We start from the raw sequence: 23,476 nt of genomic DNA, 5'->3' as shown, positions 1-23,476 counted from the left end.
ATACACATCTATGGAATTACGCAAGAGAGGACCGTTCCTATGAGCTACAAGACCGTTTGTGTTGCCGGTGGCGGCGTGTTGGGAAGCCAGATTGCCTTTCAGGCTGCCTACTGCGGCTTTGATGTAACGATTTGGCTGCGCAGCGAGGGCAGCATCGGCCGCACCCAGCCCAAGATCGATCATGTGCGCGAGGAGTACATCGCTGCTATCGAGGGCATGGCGGACGGCACGGGCGAGTGGTGCGCCGGTATCGCCGATAGCGATCAGCCTTTCGACAAGGAGACGGCGCTTGCCGCCGTTGAGCGTGCTTACACCACGCTCAAGCTGGAGCTCGATCTTGCCAAGGCCGTGGCCAATGCCGATCTGGTCATCGAGTCTATGGCCGAGGACACCCAGGCAAAGATCGACTTCTACAAGAAGCTCGCCCCGGTCCTTCCGCAAAAGACCGTCATCGTCACCAACTCTTCCACGCTGCTGCCGAGCACCTTTGCCAAGTACACCGGCCGTCCCGAGAAGTACCTGTCGCTGCACTTTGCTAATTCCATCTGGAAGAACAACATGACCGAGGTCATGGCCCAGAGCCAAACCGAAAAGCGCTATTTCGATGAGCTCGTCGACTTTGCCAACGACATCCGTATGCTGGCGCTGCCCGTCAACAAGGAAAAGAACGGCTACCTGCTCAACTCCATGTTGGTGCCATGGTTGCTTTCGGGCCTTGATCTGTATGTCTCGGGTGTGAGTGACCCCAAGAGCATCGACCTCGCATGGACGCGTGGCACTGGCGCCCCCAAGGGCCCGTTCCGCGTGTTCGATACGGTGGGCATCCAGACAGCCTACAACATCGTCATGCAGTATCAGAAGGTGCCGGGCCTGGTGAGCCCGCTGCTCAAGAAGATGATGATGCCCTACAATTTTAAGGCTATGGCATCCGTCCTCAAGAAAATGCTCGACGAAGGCAAGCTGGGCGAAAGCTCGGGCGAGGGCTTCTTCAAGTACTAAACGATTCTTTGGGGGCGGACCGCGCCCCCAAAGCCGTGTTTCTGCGCCGCTGCAAGCTTAAACTACCGCTAAGAGGCGTTTGTTAAGCTGCGGACCATATTGGACAGGGCTGGGCAAACGCCATGGTATATGAGAGAAACGACGGTGGCATTCAAAGACGGTAGCGTTTTGCAACATCCCGCGCCGGCATCACTTCACGTCAAACTCCACGCGATCGAGCTCTGGCACGTTGAGATCGATGAGCTTGCGGGCAACGCGGCGGTCGTGTGCCCCGAGCGCCTCACTTGTTGTCACGTGAGCGACAACCTCGCGCTCGACCATGCCCTCTTCCTCGCCTTCGGTAGCCGAGGTCTCGACGGCGACGGTGTAATCCTTAAAGCCTGGCAGTACCGCGGCAAGCTCGCGCGTAGTTTCGGTGACGCCATAGCCGTCCTGCACGCCGGCCTGCGCCGAGCCAATAGACCCCGCCGTCATAACGATGCAGGGGATGGCAAAGATCACCGTGCCCACGATGATGCGGCGGCGCACCTTGCGCGATAGCTCGTCGACCTCGGCGTTTTCCTCGGCGGTCACAATACCGTCGCCGTTCAGGTCGCGCTTGAGCGGCACGCGCAAAAGAAGCAGCACGGCTTCGGCGGCCAGTGCGATAAAGACCACGTTGATGCCAAACTCATAAAGCGCCGAGAGAAACAGTGACCCGCTTGCAATGGCGATGCCATAGCCCGCCGCACACAGGGGCGGCATGAGCGCGGTCGCCACGGCCACGCCGGCGATGAGCGTGGCGGGTTCCTGGTCGCGCGAGTTGCCCAGGCCACCCGCAAAGCCGCCCGCGAGCGCGACGACAAGGTCCCACACAGTCGGTGTCGAATTGTCGATGATGGCGGCCGTGGTGGTGCCAAGGGGCGAGAGCTTAAAGTACAACGTGGACGTGACCAGGCAAAAGGCCATCTGTAGAGCCAAGCCTGCGACGGCCTCGAGGGTAATCTCGCGGTCGAGCGTGGCGATGCCGTATGCCATGGCAAGCACCGATCCCATAAGCGGGCAGATGAGCATGGCGCCCACGATGGCGATGTCCGAATCGATATCGAGGCCGATGCTCGCGATCAACATGGCGATGATGAGGATGCATAGGTGGGAGCCAGTCAGACGCGCCCCGTTTACAAAACGCTTGCGGATCACGTGATAGGGCGCGCGTCCCTCGCGAATGTTGAACGCACGCTTGAGGAAGCGGGTGACGTTTTCCATGGCTTCGCTATGAGCAGGGCGGATGCCGTGACGCCGATGATGACGCTCGCGCAGGCGCTTGAGCTGTTGGTTATCGAGTTCCATGTTCACCTCGTTCTGGCACGGGCCGTGTATCCCGCCCGTCGTCCTTACTCTACACCGCGCTGAGCGAGGTGTCAGACAAGGTTTGTTGACCTGGAAGTAAGGCCAATCGGCATGACTAAAAACGCCGTGAGGATCATAAGAGTCAAATAGACAAAAAAGCGCGGGGCCGGTTTGATTCCGACCCCACGCTCTGCACGGGTACGTTGTTGTTGGGTTTAGCCCAGCAGGCTCAATCCCACCGAGATGAACGCTAGGATAACGCCAACGATGGACTCGCCGCCCAGCAGGCCGCTGGCAACGACCAGGCCCTGCTCCTGGAAGGCGGCATCCTTGGCGGCCTTCTCCTCGTCCGAAAGGCCGGCGGTGGCGTCGCGGTGTGCGGCCCACTTGTCGTAGGCGAGCTTGACGCAGGAGCCCAAGAAGGCCGTGAGCGACATGTAGAACGGCAGGTACACGCCCAGGCCGATCATCATGGCCGGAATGCCGAGCCAGTACATGACGATGCCGGCGATAAAGCCGCCCGCAAACCACGGCACGCTCGGGATGCCCGAGACCATGGTGGCGACCACGCTTGCCTGCGCGGCCACAAAGCTCTTGTCAGGGCCAAAGGCGTCCGGACCATAGGCGGTGACGAGCGCGACCATGACAGCGGCGGCGACCAGGGCGCCCACGATGCCGCCAATGGCCTGGCCGACCCACTGTGCGCGCGGGTTGGTACCCAGTACGGCTCCGGCCTTAAAGTCGTTCATGACGTCGCCCGCAAGGCCGCACGCCACGGCCACGATGCCAGCGATAAAGAACAGCTTGACCTGTGCGAGCTGCGCGAAGGCTGCCACGATGAGCATGACGATGAGGCCAAAGATCTCCATGGGATCGATACCCGTCTGGCCGCAGCTCTGAGCGCTCATGATGGTGGTGACAAAGGTGAACAGCGTGACGATGACGGCCGGAACGGGACCAAGGTCGAGCGCGATGGCGACGATCACGGCGATGGCTGCGGTGCCCAGGCCGATGATGCCGGCGTCGAGCTTAAGGGAGCCCGAGATGAGCGATTGCTCGTCGGTGTCGGTGGAGCTGTCGGCGGCGAGGCCACGGACGATACCGGTGACCTGCGGCAGGATGTCTTTAAGGACGACGGCGACGCCGAAGCCCATCATAAGACCCATACCGAGGGACTTGACGATGCCCTGCGCGGTCGCAATATCGAACAGGCCGGCAGCGGCGCCGCCAACGATGATGCCAAAGTTGCCCAGCAGCGCGCCGGCAAACCAGAAGGCGACGGGGGCAAAGCCCACCAAAAAGCCGATGGACAGCAGCATGGGCGAGTTGTAGATGGCAAAGGTCACGCCGGGGATATTGAGCGTGCAAAGCATGCTGGGCACCACGCCCAGAGCGTCGCGAAGCACGCTGTAGATGCCTGCGATGGCCATGGAGCCAAAGAGCTGCTTACCGGTCTTGCCGCCAGCCTCGGTGGCACGCAGAGTCTGAGCAGCGGCGTTGCCGGTGGGGAACTCCAGCGCGGCGTCCACGATAAAGTGACGGTGGATGAGCGCTGTCGCCAGAAGACCCAAGATGGTGCCGGCGAGCGCCACGATAAACATGTCGAGCCAGCTGATCTGGTCGGCATAGCCCAGCATCCAGGCGCCCGGGATGGTAAACGCCAGACCGCCGGCGACCATGGCGCCCGCAGACATGATGGTGTGGGTGACGTTGGCCTCGTTGAGGCTGGCGTTGCCCATGAGCTTCAGAAAGAACAGTGAAATGACGGCAGCGAAAATGATCGGCCAGGGGAGGGCACCCATCTTGAGGGCCGTGTAGGCCGAGCTCGCCGTGATGATCACGCAGCCAAGGACGCCGATGACGACGCCGCGCAGCGTGAGTTGACCGCGCATAGAGGTGCGGTTCGAGGGATTGCTCATATAGAACTCCTTTGCGTATATCCGCTTCCCCCGCAAGCGCCGCTACGGATACGGCGCGGGAAGTCGGGTTACCAAGGGCCGCCGCGTGAGCTCGCGTACGACCGCGCATCAGTATAGCCGCAACCTAGCCATTTTGGGATGACTGGTTTAGGTAGGCGATATACTGCTGGGCAGACGAAAGGAGCGCCGACGATGCTTAATGGGTGCGCATATATATTGACGGTCGACGTGGGCAACACGTTCATTCGCTTTGGCCTGTTTGCAGAGGATTCGGCCGCGGCGCAGGAATGTCCGCTTGCGACGTGCGAGATCACCACGCCGGCCCGTATTACGGCCGACGAGGCGCGCATGAGGCTCACGCAGGTCATGGGCGCGCTGTCAGCCGATGCGGGCATGCCGGGCGTGCTCGTTCCCGCAGCCGCAGTGCTGAGCTGCGTGGTGCCGGCGCTCGAGCGCCCGTGGAAGGCGGCGCTTTCCCGTACCTGCACGGGGCGCGTGCTCACGGTGGGGCCGGGACTTAAGACCGGCATGTCCGTGCGCTACGACGATCCGGCCGAGATCGGCCCCGACCGCATCGCCGATGCCGTGGCGGCCCGCGCCGTCTACGGCTCGCCGTGCATCGTGATCGACCTGGGTACCACGACCAATATCGAGGTTATCGACGCGCACGGCACCTTTGTCGGCGGCGTTATCGCGCCGGGGCTGGCGCTCGGTGCCCGTTCGCTTTCGGCGGCAGCAGCGCGCCTACCCCAGGTTGAGCCCTCGGCGCCGACACACGTCATCGGCCGCAACACGCGTGAGGCCATGCGCTCGGGCGTGGTTTTGGGCGAGGTGGCCCGCATCGACGGCATGCTCGACATGGTGCTCGCCGAGATGCGCGCGACCAAGACCGCGGGGGAGGGCGATGTGCCCATTGTCATTACCGGCGACGATGCCGAGGCACTTGCGGCCCTGGTCGGTCATAGCCTGACAGTCGATGACGCGCTGACGCTGCGGGGTCTCGCCGAGCTCTACCACATCAACCAAAAGCCTCGCCGCGCATAAAGCCGAGGACGTCGGGGGAGAGGAAACAGCCCACCTTTCACCTGCTACAATGGGTCAAACTATTGCGATTTCGGAGGTGTCTGCCATGTCGGACGATCTTCATCAAACCGCGTCGGGCAAGCGCCGCGACGTTATTAGCTGGGATGAGTTCTTTATGAGTGTGGCCATCGCCGCGCAGCGCCGCAGCAAGGACCCCAACACGCAGGTGGGCGCGTGCATTGCCAGCACCAACCACCGCATTCTTTCGGTGGGCTACAACGGTACGCCCTCGGCGCTCAACGACGACTTTTTCCCGTGGGGCACAAGCGACGACCCGTTGCAGGATAAGCATAACTACGTGGTGCATGCCGAGGCAAACGCCGTGCTCAACTACCGCGGCTCGCTCAAAGACCTTGAGGGCTCCACGGTCTACGTCACGCTGTTTCCGTGCCACGACTGTGCCAAGATCCTGGCGCAGGTAGGTGTAGGCGAGGTTGTCTACCTGGACAACAAGTATGCCGACACCGATGACGGCCGTATCAGCCGTCGCATCCTCGACTCCTGTGGCATCAGCTACCGCCAGGTTATCGTCGATGTCCAGATTGGTACCGGGGGACAGGCTCGGCAGTAGCGCGTGGCAACGCCAGCTGGCAACAAAAGGCAGCTAAAAGAGCCCCGTCCCAAATTGACTGCTCGTGAAAGTCGCGTCTGAGCGCATGGACGGCTCGTGAGCGGGTACATGGCTGTAGTAACATAGCTTCTGTCCGCGGGCGCGCCCGCGTTATTGTGAGAAAGGAGCCCCTGTGGCTGTTAACGAAGAGCTGCTTAAGAAGGTTCTTGAAGAGATTCGCCCCAACCTGCAGGCCGACGGCGGCGATATGGAGTATGTGGGCGTCGACGACGAGGGTGTTGTCAAGCTGGAACTGCAGGGCGCCTGCGCCGGCTGCCCTATGAGCGCACTGACCCTGTCCATGGGTATCGAGCGTATCCTGAAGGAGCATGTGCCCGGCGTTACCCGCGTTGAGCAGGTCAATGCCTCCGGCGAGACCGAGGACTTGTACGACGAGTACGCGCCGTTCTAAGATGCGAAAGCTGCGGACGGCGTACTCCGCATAGACGTTACGCCCAAATATGCGGCTGCGAGCGCAAGGCCCGCGGCCGCATTTGTATGTAGGGAGCAGGGGGACCGATATGCTCAACGACCTCTACCATATGCTTGATCCCGTCGCGATTTCGGCGGGGCCCATCACCATCTACTGGTACGGCTTGGCCTACGTGGTCGGCGCTCTGCTCACGGCGGTCGTCATGTATCGCACGCAGCGTCGCTGGGGCTTCGACATTACGGTTGACGACCTGACGAGCGTCGTGGTCGGTGTGGTCTTTGGCCTTATCATTGGCGCCCGTCTGTTCTACGTCATCTTTTACGGTGACGGCTACTACTGGGCGCATCCGCTCGAGATCTTTGCCACCAACGAGGGCGGCATGAGTTTTCATGGCGGCCTGGTGGGCGGCATCATCGGCGGCGTGCTCGTGTGCCGCATGTATAAGCTCGACGCCTGGACTTTGGCAGACCTCGCGGTCATCGGTGCTCCGCTGGCCCTGTGCTTGGGGCGCTGCGCCAACTTTGTCAACGGCGAGCTGTGGGGCAAGCCGACCGATCTGCCCTGGGGCGTGATCTTCGGCGGCGCCGCGGGCGATATGCCGCGCCATCCCTCCCAGCTCTACGAGGCATTTCTCGAGGGCATTGTGCTCTTTTGCATCTTGCAGGTGCTCAGCCGCAAAAAACCGCTGCTGCCCCAGGGTACGTTTATGGGCGTCTTTGTGATGGGCTATGGCATTGTCCGTTTCCTCATTGAGTTTGTGCGCGTGCCCGATGCCCAGCTGGGCTATCTGCTGGGCGGCGTCATCACCATGGGTCAGCTACTGAGCCTGCCACTCGTGATTGCAGGCCTGGCGCTCATCATCTTTGCCCTCCGCCGCAACCGTCCCCAGCGCATCTACCTCGACGCCTAGCCACCACATGCCACTACAAAGGGGACAGGCACCTTTGTGGTGGTTTTGCCGGGCAACGATGACAGAACCGTAACGTTTCCCCAGATAAAACCTGTCAAAATAAACCTGTCCCTTTTTGTCAGGTTTCTAGAAAGGCTATTCGGACTGTGAAGGATTCCGACCTCTCCGCAACGGCTGCGCGCGACGCCGCCCGCATCGTTTGGTTTAAGCGCTATCCCGCCAAGCAGACGCTCATCGCATTTTTGCTCGCCCTGCTGGCGACCACGGCGTTTTCCATCGATCCCGCCCCGGTGTCGAGCAATGCGGTCCTGGCGATCGACCCCAAGGCGACGGGCACGCTCTACGTGTGCTACGAGGTACTTCTCTCGTTTGCCGGCCATACCGACGCAGTGATGCTGCTCGCGCTTGCCTGCTTGCTCACGCTGCCGTTTCGCTATGTGTTCTTTGGCCGCGGTGACGCTTGGCGCCCGTCGGTCGTGCTGCCATCGCTGTTCTTTGCCGTTTGCATGGTGTTCGGCCGTAGCTACGACCTTACCGATTCGGCAGAGATTGTGCTGGGCGACAAGGCGCGCGTTATCTGCGCCTGGATTGGCGGCGCGGGCTGGATGCTCTTGGCGATTGTGGCCTTCTATCTGGCTTTTGAGTTTTTGGATTGGTTGAGCTCCCGCCGCATTCCGTTTTCGGAGACCCACTTTGGCCGCGTGTGGCGTGTTACCCACGCCGTGCTCTCGGTCCATCCTTTTGTCGGGCCGTTTCTTGTGCTCATGATTGTCTGGGCGCCCACGCTTATCGCCTCGCTGCCCGGCCTCTTTATGGGAGATACGGGCGCGCAGATCCGCCAATGGTTCAACTACCCCAACGGCACGAGCGATTACCTACGCCTGCTTAACCCCAACGTACTGCTCAACGGTCATCATCCGGTGGTGCACACGGCCATCATCGGCTCGTGTGTGCAACTGGGGCTTTCGCTATTCAATAGCGCCAATGCGGGACTTGCCATCTACACCTGTGCCCAATTTGTCATCACGGCCGCCTGTATGGCCTATTCCATATCGTCGCTGCGCAAGCTGGGTGTGAGCCTGCCGGTCCGCGGCGTCATTTTGCTGTTCTTTGCGTTTATGCCGATGTTCTCCAACTACGCGGCGCTGTTGACCAAAGACGTACTTTTCGCCGATGCGTTTTTGGTGCTGCTCGTTCCGACCGTCAAGCTCGTGGCATGTGGCCTGCCCCGTCGCGATGCCAATGCCGAGCGCGTGGGTGAACAGGTGCCTGTGCTCTTTGCGCGCCACGACTGGCTGTTGCTCGTGCTGGGTGCCATGGGCTCCACGTTTTTGCGCAATGGCGGCCTGGTCTTTCCGTTGGCGGCCTGCGTGATTGCGGCGGCGTTTTGCGCCTGGGACGCGCATGTGGCCCGTCGCGTGGCCAAACAGTCTGGCGTCACGCCCTCGTACGCCACGCCACGCTTCCGCTGGGTCGGCGTGCTCGCAGTGCTTGCGCTCTGCCTTGTCTCCAACATGTATTTCACCAAGGTATTTATGCCGGCGCACGATATCACGCCGGGCTCCAAGCGCGAGATCCTCTCGATTCCGTTTCAACAGACGGCACGCTTCGTCCAAAAGCATGACGGCCTTAATTCGGGTGTTAACCCCAAGGTCAAAGACGATGGCACGATCGAGGAAGCTCCCTGCGACGGCTTGGTGAACGATGAGGAGCGCGCTGTGATCGATCGCGTGCTTAAGTACGAGAACCTGGGCCGTCGCTACAACCCCGACAAGTCGGATGCCGTCAAAAACTGCTTCAATGAGTACGCCTCGCAGGAGGACATCAAGGCCTATTTTGAGGCGTGGGCCCAGATGTTCAAAAAGGACCCCGGGTGCTATATCTCGGCGCTCGTCAATAACTACTACGGGTACTTCTATCCGAGTGCTCGTGATGCATGGGTCTACAGCACGGCGCGCAGTGCCGAGATCATGGCGAAGCCCGATAACCTCAAGTACTTTGACTTCCATCCGGTCGATAGCAAAGCCGTGCGCTGGTGCGACCATCTGATCAACCTGTACCGTGTGGCGGTGCAGCGCATTCCGTTTATCTCGCTCACCATGAGCTCGGCCACCTACGTGTGGATCATGATCGTCGTGGTGGTCTACCTGTTGCGCCGCCATTCGTGGCGCGCGCTGACCATCTGGATACCGCTACTGGGCGTGCTCGCCGTGTGCCTGATCGGTCCATGTAACGGATCGACCTACATGCGCTACCTGTACCCAGTCATTGCATGCATGCCTTTTGCCATCGGCGCCACGATCACCCGCAGCGACCTCCTGTGGACCTAACCAAAGATTGGTGCATTGGGGGTCAGGTTTCTTTGCACCAAGGGCTTGTATCATCATGGTGGCTTCATTTTTTTGTTTATCTCACAGGCTAGTAGGTATATCATTTATAGCGTTTGTTTATATTGCCCGAGCATCCACGCTGGGCTTTAGGTCGAAACCGATAGGAGACACGTATGTCCGGACACTCTAAGTGGGCCACAACCAAGCATCGTAAGGGCGCGCAGGACGCCAAGCGTTCCGCCCTCTTCTCCAAGCTCAGCCGCAACATCACCGTTGCTGCCCGTCTCGGCGGTGACCCGCTGCCCGAGAACAACGCCAGCCTCGCCGCTGCCGTTGCCAAGGCCAAGGCTCAGTCCATGCCTAAGGACAAGATCAAGTCCGCTATCGACAAAGCTTTTGGTTCGGGTGCTGACGCCGCCGTCTACGAGAACATCGTGTACGAGGGCTACGGTCCCGCCGGTGTTGCCGTCTACGTCGACTGCCTGACCGACAATCGCAACCGTACCGCCGCTGATGTCCGTTCCGCCTTCTCCCACGCTGGTGGCAACCTGGGCACCTCCGGCTCCGTCGCCTTCCAGTTTGAGCGCAAGGGCCAGATCGTCGTCGCCAAGGAGATCCTGGACGAGAACGCCAAGAAGGAGACCATGATCGCCAACGGTGCTGCCGGCGACGAGGATGAGTTCATGATGGCCATCGCCGAGGCCGGTGGCGAGGACTACGAGGATGCCGGCGAGGAGTGGATCGTCTGGACTACTGCCAACGAGGTTATGGCTGTCTCCAAGGCGCTCGAGGAGCAGGGCGTCCAGGTCAAGGGCTCCGAGACCACCATGGTCCCGACCACCCCGACCGAGGTTTCCGGCGCCGACGCCAAGAAGGTCCAGCGCCTCATCGACCGTCTTGAGGAGCTCGACGACGTCCAGGACGTCTACAGCACCATGGACATGACCGACGAGGTCATCGCTGCCCTCGAGGAGGAGTAGCGCCCGCACGGATTGAGCCGTGCATATCTGGGCATAATGAAGCGAGCATGCAAGCCTCGTGGAATAGATGAGCCGGATCCGCGTGCATGAGGCACCGGACCCGGCTCTTTTATAATGATGCGAATCGTTTTGCATTCTGTGGATCAAGATTTGAAGGGAGCGCCGCATGCGCGTGCTCAAACGAGCCCTCGCGATCGTGTATCTTGCCGCCGCCGTCGTGGCGCTGGGTACGTTGGTCTGCCAGTTTTGGGGACCATATACCTATCGCTTTATGCTGCTGATGCGCGATCCGCTGCCTCGCATCGTTGTTACGGCGTGCGGCGGTGTCGTGGCGCTCGGCGTGCTCGTGGGTTTCTTCCGCCTGATGTTTGCTCGTCGTGAGCCGTCCTGCGTGCATCCGGCGGGGGAGCGTAATATCGAGGTCACGCTCGCGGCCCTCTCCTCGTGCGCTCGAACTGCGGCAGAGCGCGACGACCGTGTAATGATTGAGCATGTTGAGGCACGCGTGCAGGGCTCCGACGAATCGCGCGTCCGTTTTAAGGTCGACGCCATCGCGCTCGACGACCGGGATGTGGCATCCCTTGCAGCCGCGATGCAGCAACGTATCGAGGAGGCCTGCGACACCATGCTCGGCACGCCGGGCACGACCGCACGCGTTCGTTTTTTGCCGTCCAAGACTACCGTCCAGACCGTGGAGGTTTCCGGTGAGTGATACCAATCAAGACAAGACCGTCCGCACCCCGCGCCTGACGATTGACCAGACCGCCACGCCGGCGAGCGAACCTGTTGATTCCAAAGCGGAGGCAACCGAGTTGCAAGATGCGGCAGCCGCGGATTTTGACGAGGCTATGGGTCTCATCAAGGGTACGGGCGCTGCCATCTGGAGCTATGCTGTGCGTCATCCCAACACCACGCTCGGTGCCGTCGCTGGCTTTATCCTCGCCGTTTTGGTGCTCACGCTCGGCCTGTGGGATACGCTCGTCATTGCATTCTTCGTGCTGATCGGCGCTGTGATCGGCCAAATTCGCGACGGCGAGAACGGGATCGTCAACTTCTTCGGCCGTCTGTTTAGCGGCCGCTAATATGTATTCGACTGTCGCATCCGCGGCAGGCATAAGGAGGAACCATGGCTTTTAATACGAAGGTCGATGTAGCCGATACCGAGCTCGAGGAGAACGAGGCGGTCGTCGCCGAAGCTGAGGATGTGACGCTCGAGGACGAGGCTCTCGTCGAGGCCGAGTCCGATACGGATGAGGATGACGAGGAAGCGGACGAGTCCGAGGACTCGCTCACCTATTCCAACGGCGTGATCGAGAAGATCGTTGCCATGGCCACCCGCGAGGTTCCGCACGTTCTGGGCATGAAGGGTAACCTCATGCACTTTGTGCAGGAGCAGTTTGGTGCCGAGAATCTGACCAAGGGCGTGACGGTCGAGGTCACCGACGATAATCGCGTGGTCGTCAACATCTCCGTCATCATCGAGTACGGCGCCTATGCGCCCGCGATCTTCGACGATGTTAAGGCACGTGTCACCGAGCGCCTTGCCGCGATGACCGGCCTTGAGGTGGCGGGCGTCAACCTGCGCATCGAGGATGTCATCACCCCCGAGGAGTATGAGCACCGCACCAGCCAGCACGAATAACCTTCCAAAAAGGGACAGGTTTGTTTTGGCAGGTTTTATCTGCGAAAACATTAAACGGCCGACCGCGCAAGCAAAAGCGTGGCCGGCCGTTTTTGTACGCTCCCGATATAGTCATACCGCTCGTCTAACTAAGGGTTGCAATCCCCACGTTCCGCGTTACTCTAATGGGCGCATTGTTTCCAAATTGTTAACGAGGGGTTGCCGTAATGGCCGACGAGCACGAAACAGAAAGCAAGGCATGGGCGATTGAGGCCGCTGCAGCAGAGGCGGCGTCGCGTGCTGCCGAGGAGGTGCATCGTCCTCCCGTAGTGCCGATGGAGCGCGTGGTCGATCGCGATGTTATCGAGCGGGGCGAGCGCGCTGGTCGCAAGCGCAGCCAGGAGCCGGGCTTTCCGCGCTTTTTTGCCGAGCTCAATTTGGGCCTGATCCTCACGGCCTTTGCCATCGTCGCGTTTAAAACCCCTAATCACTTTGCTTTTGGCGGCACCTCGGGCGTGTCGGTCATTCTGTCCACGCTGTTCCCGACCCTGCCTGTCGGCGTTTTTATGTGGATTATCAATGCGGTCCTGGTCGTTTTGGGCTTTATCTTTTTGGAGCGCAAGGCAATCCTGTGGAGCGTCTTTGCCTCGTTTGCGCTGTCCGCCTATGTCTCGCTGTTTGAGCTCTTTATTCCGACCGATGTCTCGATGACGGGCGATATGTGGCTCGACCTGTGCTTTGCCGTGATTCTGCCGGCGCTCGGCAGCGCTATCGTCTTTGATATTGGTGCCTCGACGGGCGGCACGGACATTCTCGCCATGATCCTCAAACGTCGCACGACGCTCGAGATTGGCCGCGCCCTGCTGTTGGTCGATATCGGCATCGTGACCATCGCGGCCTTCTTGTACGGCCCGCGCGTCGGTCTGTATTGCGTGCTTGGCCTGTTTGCCAAGACGCTCGTGGTCGACAAGGCCATCGAGAGCATTCACCTGCGCAAAGTCTGCACGGTCATTTGCTCCGAGCCCCTTAAGGTCGAGGAGTTTATCGTCAAACATCTCAACCGCACGGCGACTATCAGCCGCGGCTACGGCGCCTTCTCGGGCAAGTGCGTGACGGTGATCATGAGCGTGCTGAGTCGTCGCGAGGCCGTGCAGCTGCGTCGCTACGCTCGCGAGATCGATCCGGGTGCCTTTATCACGATCGTCGACAGCTCCGAGATCGTCGGCAAGGGTTTCCGCGGAACGAACTAACGCGGTCGAGCTTATCAAACAATCGAATAGCGCCCTGCGCATTGCAAATGCGTCATGTTGGAGTATTTGTCCCCACATTGGGTGATAATGATGCCAAAGACATCGTTTGCGATCCAGATGATTCGCTCAAGATACGAAGGGATGATCTCGATGTTCTGTTCGCAGTGTGGTGCCCCCATGGGCGACAACGATAAGTTCTGTGGTGCGTGTGGTGCCCCCAATGCCGGTGCCGCAGCCCCTGCCCCTCAGGGTCAGCCCCAGCAGTTTGTTCCGCAACCGCCCGTGGCGAATGCGTCCAAGGGCTGTGTGGCTCAGGCGTTTGAGGACATGACCAAGACGCCGGGCGTGCTGCAGCGCGTGTGCCAGATCGCCTTTTTGCCGGCGCTGATTTGTGTTGTGTCGGTGCTCGTGCTGTTCATTCCCGTTATCGGCGGTATCGCGGCTGCCATCGGCTTTTTGGCAGCTTGCATTGCGAGCGTGTGTGGTTCCGGCTTTGGTATTGAGTGGGGTCGCGATCTGTCGCTCAAGGTTGATGACGGTATGGATCGTCCACTCATGCGTTCCACGTCGTTTGGCCTCGGAGTCTTTTCGAGCGTTATCTCGGTCGTGCTCGAGGTTATCGCTGCCATTCCCGTTATCGGTGTAGTGCTTTCGCTGGTGGAGAGCGTGGTAATTGGCGCCGCGGGCTCGTATTCGTATTACGGCTCTTATGCACTCGAGGCAGCGCTGTTCGGCTCGCTTGGCCTGCTTGTCCTGGCTATGATTGCCACGGCGGTCTTGGGGGTCTTCTTTAAGATGTTCGCCGACATTGCCGTGATGCACTTTGCGGTGACCGGTCGTGTCGAGAGCGCGTTTTCGCTCGATAAGGTCTGGGCGGCCTTTAAGCACAACAAGACCAAACTGTTCTGCGCTTCGTTCCTTCCCGAGTTTTTGACGGGCCTGGTCGCCAACGTTGTCACCTGGATCCTGACGTTCGTCTTTGGCACCATTGCCTCTGTCGGTATGTATAGCTACTACTACCGTCCTTCGGCTATTGAGGCGCTTGTTACCGGCGGTGGCATCACGCTCGTATTGTTCTTGGTGCTGACGGCGTTTGTCACGGTATTCCTCACGGTCTTTGGCAAGATGCTCAAGCACCGTGCCGTTGGCTATTGGGTTGCGCGCTACGCAAGCGAGTGGGCCGACGAGGACAAGGACGACGTCCTGACTTTTGTGCTGCCGTTTGAGAAGAAGTCTGCTCCGGCTGGTTTTAGCGCCGACGCAGCGCCCGTATCCGATTCCGCTGCGGCGCCGGCGCCTGCGCCCGAGCCCGAGCCCGCGCCCGTGCCTGAGCCTGAGCCTGAGCCTGAGCCTGAGCCCGCGCCCGTGCCTGCGCCCGAGCCCGCGCCCATGCCGGAACCGGAGCCCGAGCCTGCACCTGAGCCCGAGCCTGCGCCAAGCTCCGACGAGGACCCGCAGGACGAGTAACCCTGCCACCTGCCATTTGGGGACGGGGTAGAAACGGTAGAAATAGCGCTTGACAAATAAGCGGGGGCGGACGTGCCGAAGCGTCCGCCCCCGCTTTGATATCGCGATGCGGCTATGACTGCGAGATGGTCGTGGATCGACTACTCGTCGTGCTTCTCCTCGCGGCGGGCGGCGGCGCGAGCGTCGTGGATGCCCTTGATTGCGGCGTGTCGGGCGGTGCGGGCATCGTGCATGGCGTCGCGGGCCTCGGCGGCCGTGGCCTTGGCAGAGCGCAGTTTGGCTGCCAGGTCGGGATTGGTCTCGGCGACCGCGGCAATCGTGGGGCCGTCGAGCTCTTCTTGTGTGGGCTCGGCCAAAAAGTCGATGGCATATTGGGCGGCCACCATGGAGCCCTTGGCCAGTACCGACTCGTCAATCTTGTAGAAGCAAGAATGTTGGGCGTACGTGGCGCCAATCTGGGGGTTGCGCGTGCCAACAAAGGCGAGCACGCCCGGTACGCGGCGCAGGTACTCCGAAAAATCCTCACCCGAGAGTGTGCCGCGATAATGGCCTTGGCCGGTGGGGCCCAGGCATTTGATTACTGCCTGGCGGCAGCGCTCGCTCGAGGCGGCATCGTTTTCGACCTTGTAATTGGCGATGGTGTAGTCGGTGAGCTCTGCCTCGGCGCCCAAGGCGGCCGCGGTATGCTCCACGATGCGGCGCATGAGCTCCGGCATTTCCTCGTGGGTCGAATCTCCGTAGGTGCGCACCGTGCCGGCGAGGTAGGCCGTGCCGGCGATAACGTTGCGCGCGGTGCCGCCGTGCAGCTCGCCGACGGTAATGACGGCCGGCTCGTAGGGACTGATCTCGCGCGAAACGATGGTCTGCAGAGCGTTGACGATCTCGGCGGCAACCATAACGGCGTCGTGACCGCGCTGGGGCATGGCGCCGTGGCACGAGGTGCCGCGGACGTCGATGCGGAACCAGTCGGTATTGGCCATGCGCGGTCCGGGCTCACAGCTCACGGTGCCGGCGTCGACCTCACTCCAGATGTGCGCGGCGTAGGCGCCATCGACGCCGTCGAGCACGCCCGTGCCGATCATGAGCTTGGCGCCCTGGCCGTTTTCCTCGCTGGGCTGGAAGACGATGCGGACTTCGCCGTGGATGTCGTCGGTCATATGGCGCAGGATTTGCAGCGTGCCGAGCATCATGGCGATGTGGCAGTCGTGGCCGCAGGCGTGCATGCAGCCCTCGTTGACGCTGGCAAACTCCTCGCCGGTCTGCTCGGTGACGGGCAGGGCGTCGATATCCGCGCGCAGCAGGATGCGGCGGCGCGGCGTGCCGTCCTCGTGGTAGGCATCCGACGCGGTACCGCGAAGCGTTGCCACCAAGCCGGTCTTGAGCGGACGCTCGTAGGGGATATTCATGGCGTCGAGCTGGTTGGCGATGTCGGAGGTCGTGCGCTCCTCGGCAAGGCTCAGCTCCGGGTGCTTATGGAAGTGCCGGCGCTGCTTGATGATATAGGGTTCAAACTCGGTAGCGATATCTTTGATGGCTGCGGTGACGTCGTCAGCCGCGCGAGCCTCGGTCGCCGCCATAATCTGCTGTGCCTTGGTCTTCGTCATGGTCGATTTGCTCCTTGCTGGGTTGATCGCAAAATCGTACAGGCTCTCTCCAGTATGCCACCTGCCGCTAGGGCTGGTAAAGTTGCCGTTTGCCGCTTGGGGTTTTGTTACAAGGGCGGGGGAGTACACTCGGGGGTGTTGAATTTCCTGCCAGAGATGGGGATGCCCATGCAACATATCGATCGGATTATCCGCTCCAAGAACGTCTTTACCGCGCAAGACGGCATCGATACCGCCCGCGAGCTGGCGATTGCCATCGCAGGCGACCGTATCGTCGCAGTCGGTGCGCCCGATGACGTGATTGCCGCCGCGCCTGCCGTCACGCCGGTTATCGACTACGGCGAGCAGTTTGTCTGCCCAGGTTTCCATGACGCTCATCTGCACTTCTTCCATACCTCGGTCGGCTCCTCGCCGTACATGCTCATGGATATGGGCACGTCCGAGACTGCGCTGGTGCAGCACGCGCTCGAGTTTTCCAAGGACCTGCCCGATGACGCTTGGGTTGTGACGCAGGGCTGGCGCGACTACCGTTGGGACCCGCCCGAGCATCCTACCAAGGCGTCGCTCGATGCGGCATTCCCCGATCGTCCCTGCGTTATGTATTCGGGCGACGGGCATACGCTTTGGCTCAACAGCCGCGCACTCGAGGCGCTCGGCGTCACACGCGACAGCGAGCCGCCAGCGGGCGGCAGCTACGACAAGGATGCAAACGGCGAGCTCACGGGCATTGCTCACGAGGCGGCTGCCATGCAGCTGCTACCGCGCTGCCTTGAGTGGCTGGGGGAGGATCGCATTGCAAGCGCTTACGCCGATCAAATGAGGCGTATGGCCGAGCAGGGCATCACCTCGATCTGCGACATGTCGCTCATGCCCATGCCGGGCTGCGATTTTATCCGCGACGACGTCTATGACAAGCTGCAAACAGCCGGCAAGCTGGGCATTCGTGCCCATCTGTTCCCCACACTGCTGGATGACCAGTCGCGCTTAGAAGAACTGCAGATCCGCTACGCGAACAACGCGCTGCTTTCGGCGCCTGGTTTTAAGCAGTTCTTCGACGGCGTGTCGAGCGAACACACGGCGTATCTCACCGAGCCCTATACCAATCCGCGCTTCCCGGGCGACCAGGGCCGTCTGACAGTTCCTGCCGAGCGCATGCGTAAGCTGGTTCTGGCGGCTGCGGAGCGCGGCCACACCGTGCGCATCCACGTCATCGGCGACGGTGCGATTCATGCCGCGCTGGATATCTTCGAGGAGGCCGCCGACCTGTACGGCCTGCCCCAGCACGGCCATAACACACTCGAGCATCTGGAGAACCTCCTGCCCCAGGACATCGACCGCCTGCGCAAGCTCAACGTGGTCGCCTCGAGCCAGCCCTGCCATATCACGCTCGACCCGGGTGGTCCGGAGCGCGACCTGGGCTTGGAGCGCAGCCGCATCATGTGGCCGTTTGCGACCTATAAACAGCGCGGCATTCGCCAAGCCTTCGGTACTGACAGCCCTATCACGCCTGTTACTAGCATGAACGTGCTCTACACGGCTATCACGCGCCAAGACCCCAAAAGCCACTGGCCCGAGGGCGGCTGGCTGCCGAGTGAGCGTATCGATGCGGCAACGGCTCTGCGCAACTACACCCTGGGCAGCGCCTATGCAGCGGGCGACGAGCAAAACCTCGGCAGCCTGGAACCCGGCAAATACGCCGACCTGGTAGTCCTGGACCAAAACCCACTCACTGTTGACCCCCAAGAGCTCCAGGACACCAAAGTTCAGGCCACCTACCTGGCAGGCAACCTAATCTACGAGCGCTAAGTATTCATGTCGTACCGTTAAACGCGGCTTGGGCAGCTTATTTTGGGATGGCGCTCGAGCCGCGTTTGTTTGCCAATGGGGGTTCGTTAGGAGCGTCCCCGCCCTGCTTGATCTGGGCGCGGGGCGGAGGCGCCGCTTCCCCGCGCGCTCAATTTGGACAGCAGCAATGCTATCTCTAGGTGTTTTGCATACTTTCCATTACGAATTGCATAAAAAGGCTGGGATGTTCTTTCTGATCCTGATGTACCCCCGCCCGCGCCGTGCAAAAAACGGAGTATTCAGCACCGCATGCCCCGTCGGTGCCGCTGCGGTTGGGTAATGTTGCGGAGATTGACGTCATTTTGGGCTCCGGCGCGGCGCGATGGTGTGTCCGGCGCGTATGCAGCCGTCCTGGCTTGCTGAATACTCCCAAAAATGCACGGTGCTCCCCAGGGGACCCGTGCACGCGGCGAAAACCATTCCCGCATTCCTATTCGCATCGCCATTTTGCTGCGCTGACTTTTCTGAATGCCGGGCCCGAATTAGTTAACCTGCCTCCCGTGTGGCTCCGGCGAGGCGGGGCATAAGGTTTATCGCGAGTTCCGCACGAGCCGAAGGCCACTTAATGTGGCCTTCGTGCGAGCAGGACTGCCCGAGCAGGAAACCTTATGCCCCGCCCCTCCGCAGCCACACGGGAGCCACTGCTAAGTTATCCCCCGGCATTCAGAAAATCTAAGTGCCAAAAAATAAGATTTTTTGACTCCGTGTTGTATAACCCGCCATTCGTGGGTACCATTCAACGCGTACGCAAACAAAAAGGGTTAACCCGCGCGGCATGACCGCGCGGCCCACAAAGGAGGAAACAAGCATGTCGTCTTTGAAGCCGCTTGCAGATCGCGTCCTGGTCAAGCCCGACGAGGCCGAGCAGAAGACCGCCTCTGGTCTGTACATCGCCAGCAACGCTCAGGAGAAGCCGCAGCGCGGCACCATCGTTGCCGTTGGCGCCGGCAAGGTCAACGACAAGGGTGAGCGCATCCCCATGGACGTCAAGGTTGGCGACGTTGTCATCTACGGTAAGTTCGGTGGCAACGAGGTCAAGGTCGACGGCGAGAAGTATCTGCTGATGCGCGCCGACGACATCTACGCCGTCGTCGAGGCCTAGTCTCGTCAGAATCTCTGATTCGTCTTTGAACGCGATCGTCGCATAGGACTCGGAAGCGGCGACGCGAGTCACATTTCTTTTGGAGGATTACCTACCATGGCAAAGAACATTACGTTCAACACCGATGCCCGCGCTAAGCTTGCCAAGGGCGTCAACACTCTGGCCGACGCCGTTACCGTCACCATGGGCCCCAAGGGTCGCTACGTTGCGCTGCAGCGCACGTTCGGTGCTCCGACCATCACCAACGACGGCGTTTCTGTCGCCAAGGAGATTGAGCTCGAGGACAACATCGAGAACATGGGTGCCCAGCTGGTGAAGGAGGTCGCCACCAAGACCAACGACACCGTGGGTGACGGCACCACCACCGCAACCCTGCTCGCTCAGGCCATCGTCAATGACGGCCTGCGCAACGTCGCCGCCGGCGCCAACCCGCTGGCCATCCGTCGCGGCATCGACAAGGCCGTCAACGCCGCCGTCGCCGAGATGAAGAAGCAGGCCAAGCCGGTCGAGACCAAGGAGCAGATTGCTTCCGTCGGTACCATCTCCGCCGGCGACCCCGAGGTCGGCGAGAAGATCGCCGAGGCCATGGAGGTCGTGGGCAAGGACGGCGTCATCACCGTCGAGGATTCCCAGACGTTCGACATCACCATCGACACCGTCGAGGGCATGCAGTTCGACAAGGGCTACGTCTCCGCTTACTTCGTCACGGACAACGACCGCATGGAGGCCGTGATGAAGGATCCGTACATCCTCATCACCGACCAGAAGATCTCTAGCGTCCAGGACATCATGCCTGTTCTCGAGGCTGTTCAGCGCGCTGGCCGTGGCCTGCTCATCATCGCTGAGGACATCGATGGCGAGGCTCTGCCTACTCTGGTCCTCAACAAGATCCGTGGCGCCCTCAACGTCTGCGCCGTCAAGGCCCCGGGCTACGGCGATCGCCGCAAGCGCATCCTCGAGGACATTGCCGTCCTCACCGGTGGCCAGGCTGCCCTGGACGAGCTGGGCGTGAAGGTCGCTGACATCACCGCAGATATGCTCGGTACCGCTAAGTCCGTCACCATCTCCAAGGACAACACCGTCGTCGTCGGCGGCGCTGGCTCCAAGGAGGCCATCGACGCTCGTATCGCTCAGATCAAGGGTGAGATGGAGAACACCACCTCTGACTTCGACCGTGAGAAGCTCCAGGAGCGCCTGGCCAAGCTCTCCGGTGGCGTTGCCGTCATCAAGGTCGGCGCTGCTACCGAGTCCGAGCTCAAGGAGATCAAGCACCGCGTCGAGGATGCCCTGCAGGCTACCCGCGCCGCTGTCGAGGAGGGCATCGTCGCCGGCGGCGGTGTCGCCTTCATGGACGCTGCTCCTGCGCTCGATGCTGTTGAGATCGACGACCCCGAGGAGAAGATCGGCGTCGATATCGTCAAGAAGGCTCTGACCGCTCCGGTCGCCACCATCGCCAAGAACGCTGGCTTTGAGGGCGCTGTCGTGGTCGACAAGGTTGCCGAGCTGCCCGCCGGCCAGGGTCTCAACTCTGCCAACGGCGAGTGGGGCGACATGATCGAGATGGGCGTCCTCGACCCCGTCAAGGTCAGCCGCGTCACCCTGCAGAACGCTGCTTCTGTCGCCAGCCTGATCCTCATCACCGAGGCCACCGTCTCCGATGTGCCCAAGAACACTCAGCTTGAGGACGCTATCGCTGCTGCCACCGCTGGTCAGCAGGGCGGCGGTATGTACTAAGGCCGACAAGGTCTAGAACTCCCACCGGGAATCCGGGGGCGTGACGGGGCTTCTCTCCGGAACGTCCTCGGTTAGATTGGGTCCCCTTGTCCTGCTCCTTTGGAGCCGCGGACAAGGGGCCCTTTTTGTACTGATGTCTTTATTAAATGAGACGCTTTCCGCTTTGTTTGAATGGTGATGTAAGAGGAAGGGCGCCGAGGAATCAGAGCAGCCCTCTTGCTCGCTCGTCGTAGATTTTATTGAGCTCCGATTGCACGTACTCTTCTTTGAGCTTGGCAATGAAACGCACGTCCGAGAACAGTCGGTAGATGAGTATCGCTGCGCCTCCGAGGTCGAGGCACTCGGGATTCTCTTTGATTAACGCCCGTATGACGCTGCTTGAAGTTGCGATGGTATCGGACAGGAGGATGATTTTCTTGGTACGTGCTTGGTACATCTCGGTGCAGTAATCTGATCCATCGTCCTTGAATATCAGCGTGCACCCGTGAAGTGCCGCTATCAACCAGTTGATAAGAGCGGTCATGCCTGCCTGCGCGCCGACCTTCAGCACATCGCCGGTGCTGACGTATTTGGTAAGCGCCTCGGTATGTGTTTTGTCGAGGATGAGATTGGCGAATGGAATCTGTATCCCGCACGGCGTGTACAGGTCTGTGCCGATGTGGATCAGCTGCTTGATTAGAGCAGCCGCGGCGGCATCCGGCTCGCTCACGACGCGTCTTCCCGCCGCAACCAGCATCTCTACAGTCCCAGCGGGCGCCCCAATCTGCGGATTTTTCCCAAAGGCGTCATAGGAGACCGAGTAGGTTGCGGGAATTCGTGCACCAATACCAAAAACATTGGTGTCTTTAACGCAGGTGATGCTGTTGGTCATGATGTTAGATGTTCCGAACACGAGACCGAGCACTGGGTCGTGGCCGAGGGTCGCGAACCGGTGGTTTGCGCCCTTGAAGAGTCCGATGTTTTCTGCCTCGTAGCGTGTCGCGTCGTAGGGCACTCCACGTGAATTAAGAATATGATGTTTTGAGGCGAACAGATGGTTCGATTCCCGTGGCATCCTGTCATCGAAACCAGAGAAGACACGACTTTGGAAGTCGTGCAGAGCATGTTCTTTTACGTTGCCCGCTCCGGCACACTCGACCTCCGTCAGTGAGTTGATGATAAGAATGCGGGCGACTTGGAGCATGGTTGCGGCGACGACGAAGGCGACGTCAGCATCCTGCAGTCGCGTCCGCTCCTTGAACTCCCGGTCGATGTGCTGGAGGTTCTCGCCATACTCGCGGACGGACTTTTCGACTGCCTGCTCGGCCCGGCTCTCGTCAACGGCCACGCATGCCACCCTCGCCGCCATATAGTCGGCAAAGAGTCTGCAGGCATGCTCCTCTTCTTCTGTCACCTGACCGTCCGCCGCCGCGGCGATTTGCAACTGCTCGGCTATGGAGTCCAGCGACACGATGCTAACGTTGTCCAAACAGTCCTTGACTTGGTCGAAGGACAAACCCTCGTCATCCGCGATGACCTGCACCCTCGTCTTGACGTTATTTGGGAGGCCTCCGTCCAGCTTGAGGTAATCGAGACCCTCCTCGAGCCACTTCTGCTCCTCTTGGGAGAAGTCACCGTCGCAGCGCATCAGGAAGCAGAGCGTTGCCACATATGCGTAGATGAAATTGTGTCGCTTCTCTCCCGCAAGGTAGGCGCCCTGCTTGATTCCGTCACGGAAACCCTTGATGCGTGCCCTGCGGAGTCGCGCGGAGAATGAGTTCTCCTTGATGGCATTGATCCCGCCCTCCACGGTCGACGCCGCGTCGGACGCAAGGGACGATGCTCCTTGGGCCAGATTTACGGCGGCACCGATGGCAATTCCGCCTACCGTGTTCGCGGCCCCTGTAATCGTTTTGCCTGCATCGGACGACGCAATTTGCTCGCCGGCACTCGACATACCTTCCGCAACCGAGCACATGGCGCTGCCGATGGCCTCGGATGCCGAGGTGGCCGTGTCGACGATAACGTTTCCCGCGCCTTCAGCTGCATTCGTGGCGCCTTTGGCGGCGGACTCGATGGCCGCCGATGCGTCTTTTGCCATCTCACCGGCGGCTTGGGCGGCTTGGGATAGAGCTTTCCCGAGATCAAGTTTTGCTGCCAATTTGTTCTCCTGACATACGCGGGTTGCGCAGTGACCTCCTTCATACTACTGCGCGGTGCGGAGCATTGGGTACGTCGGCGGATTGATGATTGCGGAAAATGGGATACTGCATCTTCATTC

19 protein-coding genes are annotated in these 23,476 nt (G+C 60.7%); 15 read left to right on the top strand and 4 right to left on the bottom strand.

What is annotated here, in order from left to right:
* Positions 1–39 precede the first annotated feature (39 nt).
* Positions 40–999: a 3-hydroxyacyl-CoA dehydrogenase gene (locus ACEG18_RS06310; protein ID WP_372541793.1), complete on the top strand. Its 960-nt coding sequence runs from the start codon at positions 40–42 to the stop codon at positions 997–999.
* Between the two features lie 189 nt (positions 1,000–1,188).
* Here ACEG18_RS06310 and ACEG18_RS06305 read toward each other — a convergent pair whose 3' ends face one another.
* Together ACEG18_RS06305 and ACEG18_RS06300 are read right to left on the bottom strand one after the other, a co-directional pair.
* Entirely contained in the window at positions 1,189–2,328 is a 1,140-nt protein-coding gene (locus tag ACEG18_RS06305; RefSeq protein ID WP_372541791.1) for a DUF389 domain-containing protein, read from the bottom strand.
* Between the two features lie 215 nt (positions 2,329–2,543).
* A complete protein-coding gene (locus ACEG18_RS06300) occupies positions 2,544–4,247 on the bottom strand; it encodes an OPT/YSL family transporter (protein WP_372541790.1) in 1,704 nt (567 codons plus the stop codon).
* A gap of 192 nt (positions 4,248–4,439) precedes the next feature.
* Between ACEG18_RS06300 and ACEG18_RS06295 the strand changes: the two genes are divergently transcribed.
* From ACEG18_RS06295 to ACEG18_RS06245, 11 genes are all read left to right on the top strand, one after another.
* Entirely contained in the window at positions 4,440–5,291 is an 852-nt protein-coding gene (locus ACEG18_RS06295) for a type III pantothenate kinase (RefSeq protein WP_372541788.1), read from the top strand.
* Between the two features lie 85 nt (positions 5,292–5,376).
* Positions 5,377–5,901, top strand: a complete 525-nt coding sequence (locus ACEG18_RS06290) for a deoxycytidylate deaminase (RefSeq protein WP_117584124.1) — start codon at positions 5,377–5,379, stop codon at positions 5,899–5,901.
* Between the two features lie 172 nt (positions 5,902–6,073).
* Positions 6,074–6,352, top strand: coding sequence for a NifU family protein (locus tag ACEG18_RS06285; RefSeq protein WP_372541787.1), 279 nt, complete (start codon positions 6,074–6,076; stop codon positions 6,350–6,352).
* Between the two features lie 109 nt (positions 6,353–6,461).
* Entirely contained in the window at positions 6,462–7,283 is an 822-nt protein-coding gene (lgt, locus tag ACEG18_RS06280; protein WP_372541786.1) for a prolipoprotein diacylglyceryl transferase, read from the top strand.
* A gap of 146 nt (positions 7,284–7,429) precedes the next feature.
* Positions 7,430–9,613, top strand: coding sequence for a DUF6020 family protein (locus ACEG18_RS06275; protein ID WP_372541784.1), 2,184 nt, complete (start codon positions 7,430–7,432; stop codon positions 9,611–9,613).
* A gap of 173 nt (positions 9,614–9,786) precedes the next feature.
* Positions 9,787–10,593: a YebC/PmpR family DNA-binding transcriptional regulator gene (locus ACEG18_RS06270; protein ID WP_006234926.1), complete on the top strand. Its 807-nt coding sequence runs from the start codon at positions 9,787–9,789 to the stop codon at positions 10,591–10,593.
* A 166-nt stretch (positions 10,594–10,759) separates the two neighbouring features.
* Positions 10,760–11,305 (top strand): Asp23/Gls24 family envelope stress response protein, encoded by a 546-nt coding sequence (locus ACEG18_RS06265; protein WP_372541782.1) that lies wholly within the window; start codon positions 10,760–10,762, stop codon positions 11,303–11,305.
* Positions 11,298–11,675 (top strand): DUF2273 domain-containing protein, encoded by a 378-nt coding sequence (locus ACEG18_RS06260; protein WP_372541780.1) that lies wholly within the window; start codon positions 11,298–11,300, stop codon positions 11,673–11,675. Before ACEG18_RS06265 ends, ACEG18_RS06260 begins: the two co-directional genes overlap by 8 nt.
* Before the next feature lie 44 nt (positions 11,676–11,719).
* The gene (locus tag ACEG18_RS06255) at positions 11,720–12,235 is read left to right on the top strand and encodes an Asp23/Gls24 family envelope stress response protein (RefSeq protein ID WP_055251999.1); all 516 of its coding nucleotides are present in this window, start codon (positions 11,720–11,722) and stop codon (positions 12,233–12,235) included.
* A gap of 206 nt (positions 12,236–12,441) precedes the next feature.
* Positions 12,442–13,464, top strand: a complete 1,023-nt coding sequence (locus tag ACEG18_RS06250; protein WP_082435553.1) for a YitT family protein — start codon at positions 12,442–12,444, stop codon at positions 13,462–13,464.
* 54 nt (positions 13,465–13,518) lie between these two features.
* A complete protein-coding gene (locus ACEG18_RS06245) occupies positions 13,519–14,931 on the top strand; it encodes a DUF4013 domain-containing protein (RefSeq protein WP_372541778.1) in 1,413 nt (470 codons plus the stop codon).
* 140 nt (positions 14,932–15,071) lie between these two features.
* On the opposite strand, the gene ACEG18_RS06240 is transcribed toward ACEG18_RS06245, so the two are convergent.
* A complete protein-coding gene (locus ACEG18_RS06240) occupies positions 15,072–16,535 on the bottom strand; it encodes a M20 family metallopeptidase (RefSeq protein WP_055252003.1) in 1,464 nt (487 codons plus the stop codon).
* 162 nt (positions 16,536–16,697) lie between these two features.
* On the opposite strand from ACEG18_RS06240, the gene ACEG18_RS06235 reads away from it, so the two are divergent.
* The 3 genes from ACEG18_RS06235 (at position 16,698) to groL (ending at position 21,216) form a co-directional block, all read left to right on the top strand.
* Positions 16,698–18,341, top strand: coding sequence for an amidohydrolase (locus ACEG18_RS06235; RefSeq protein ID WP_372541776.1), 1,644 nt, complete (start codon positions 16,698–16,700; stop codon positions 18,339–18,341).
* Between the two features lie 847 nt (positions 18,342–19,188).
* Positions 19,189–19,482: a co-chaperone GroES gene (groES, locus tag ACEG18_RS06230; RefSeq protein WP_022094351.1), complete on the top strand. Its 294-nt coding sequence runs from the start codon at positions 19,189–19,191 to the stop codon at positions 19,480–19,482.
* A gap of 96 nt (positions 19,483–19,578) precedes the next feature.
* Entirely contained in the window at positions 19,579–21,216 is a 1,638-nt protein-coding gene (groL, locus tag ACEG18_RS06225) for a chaperonin GroEL (protein ID WP_006234938.1), read from the top strand.
* A gap of 202 nt (positions 21,217–21,418) precedes the next feature.
* On the opposite strand, the gene ACEG18_RS06220 is transcribed toward groL, so the two are convergent.
* Positions 21,419–23,356, bottom strand: coding sequence for a tellurite resistance TerB family protein (locus ACEG18_RS06220; protein ID WP_372541773.1), 1,938 nt, complete (start codon positions 23,354–23,356; stop codon positions 21,419–21,421).
* Positions 23,357–23,476: the final 120 nt, after the last annotated feature.

This window comes from Collinsella aerofaciens (genome assembly GCF_041537385.1).
In the GTDB taxonomy this organism is placed as follows: domain Bacteria; phylum Actinomycetota; class Coriobacteriia; order Coriobacteriales; family Coriobacteriaceae; genus Collinsella; species Collinsella aerofaciens_BV.
This window is presented reverse-complemented; position numbering and strand designations above follow the sequence as displayed.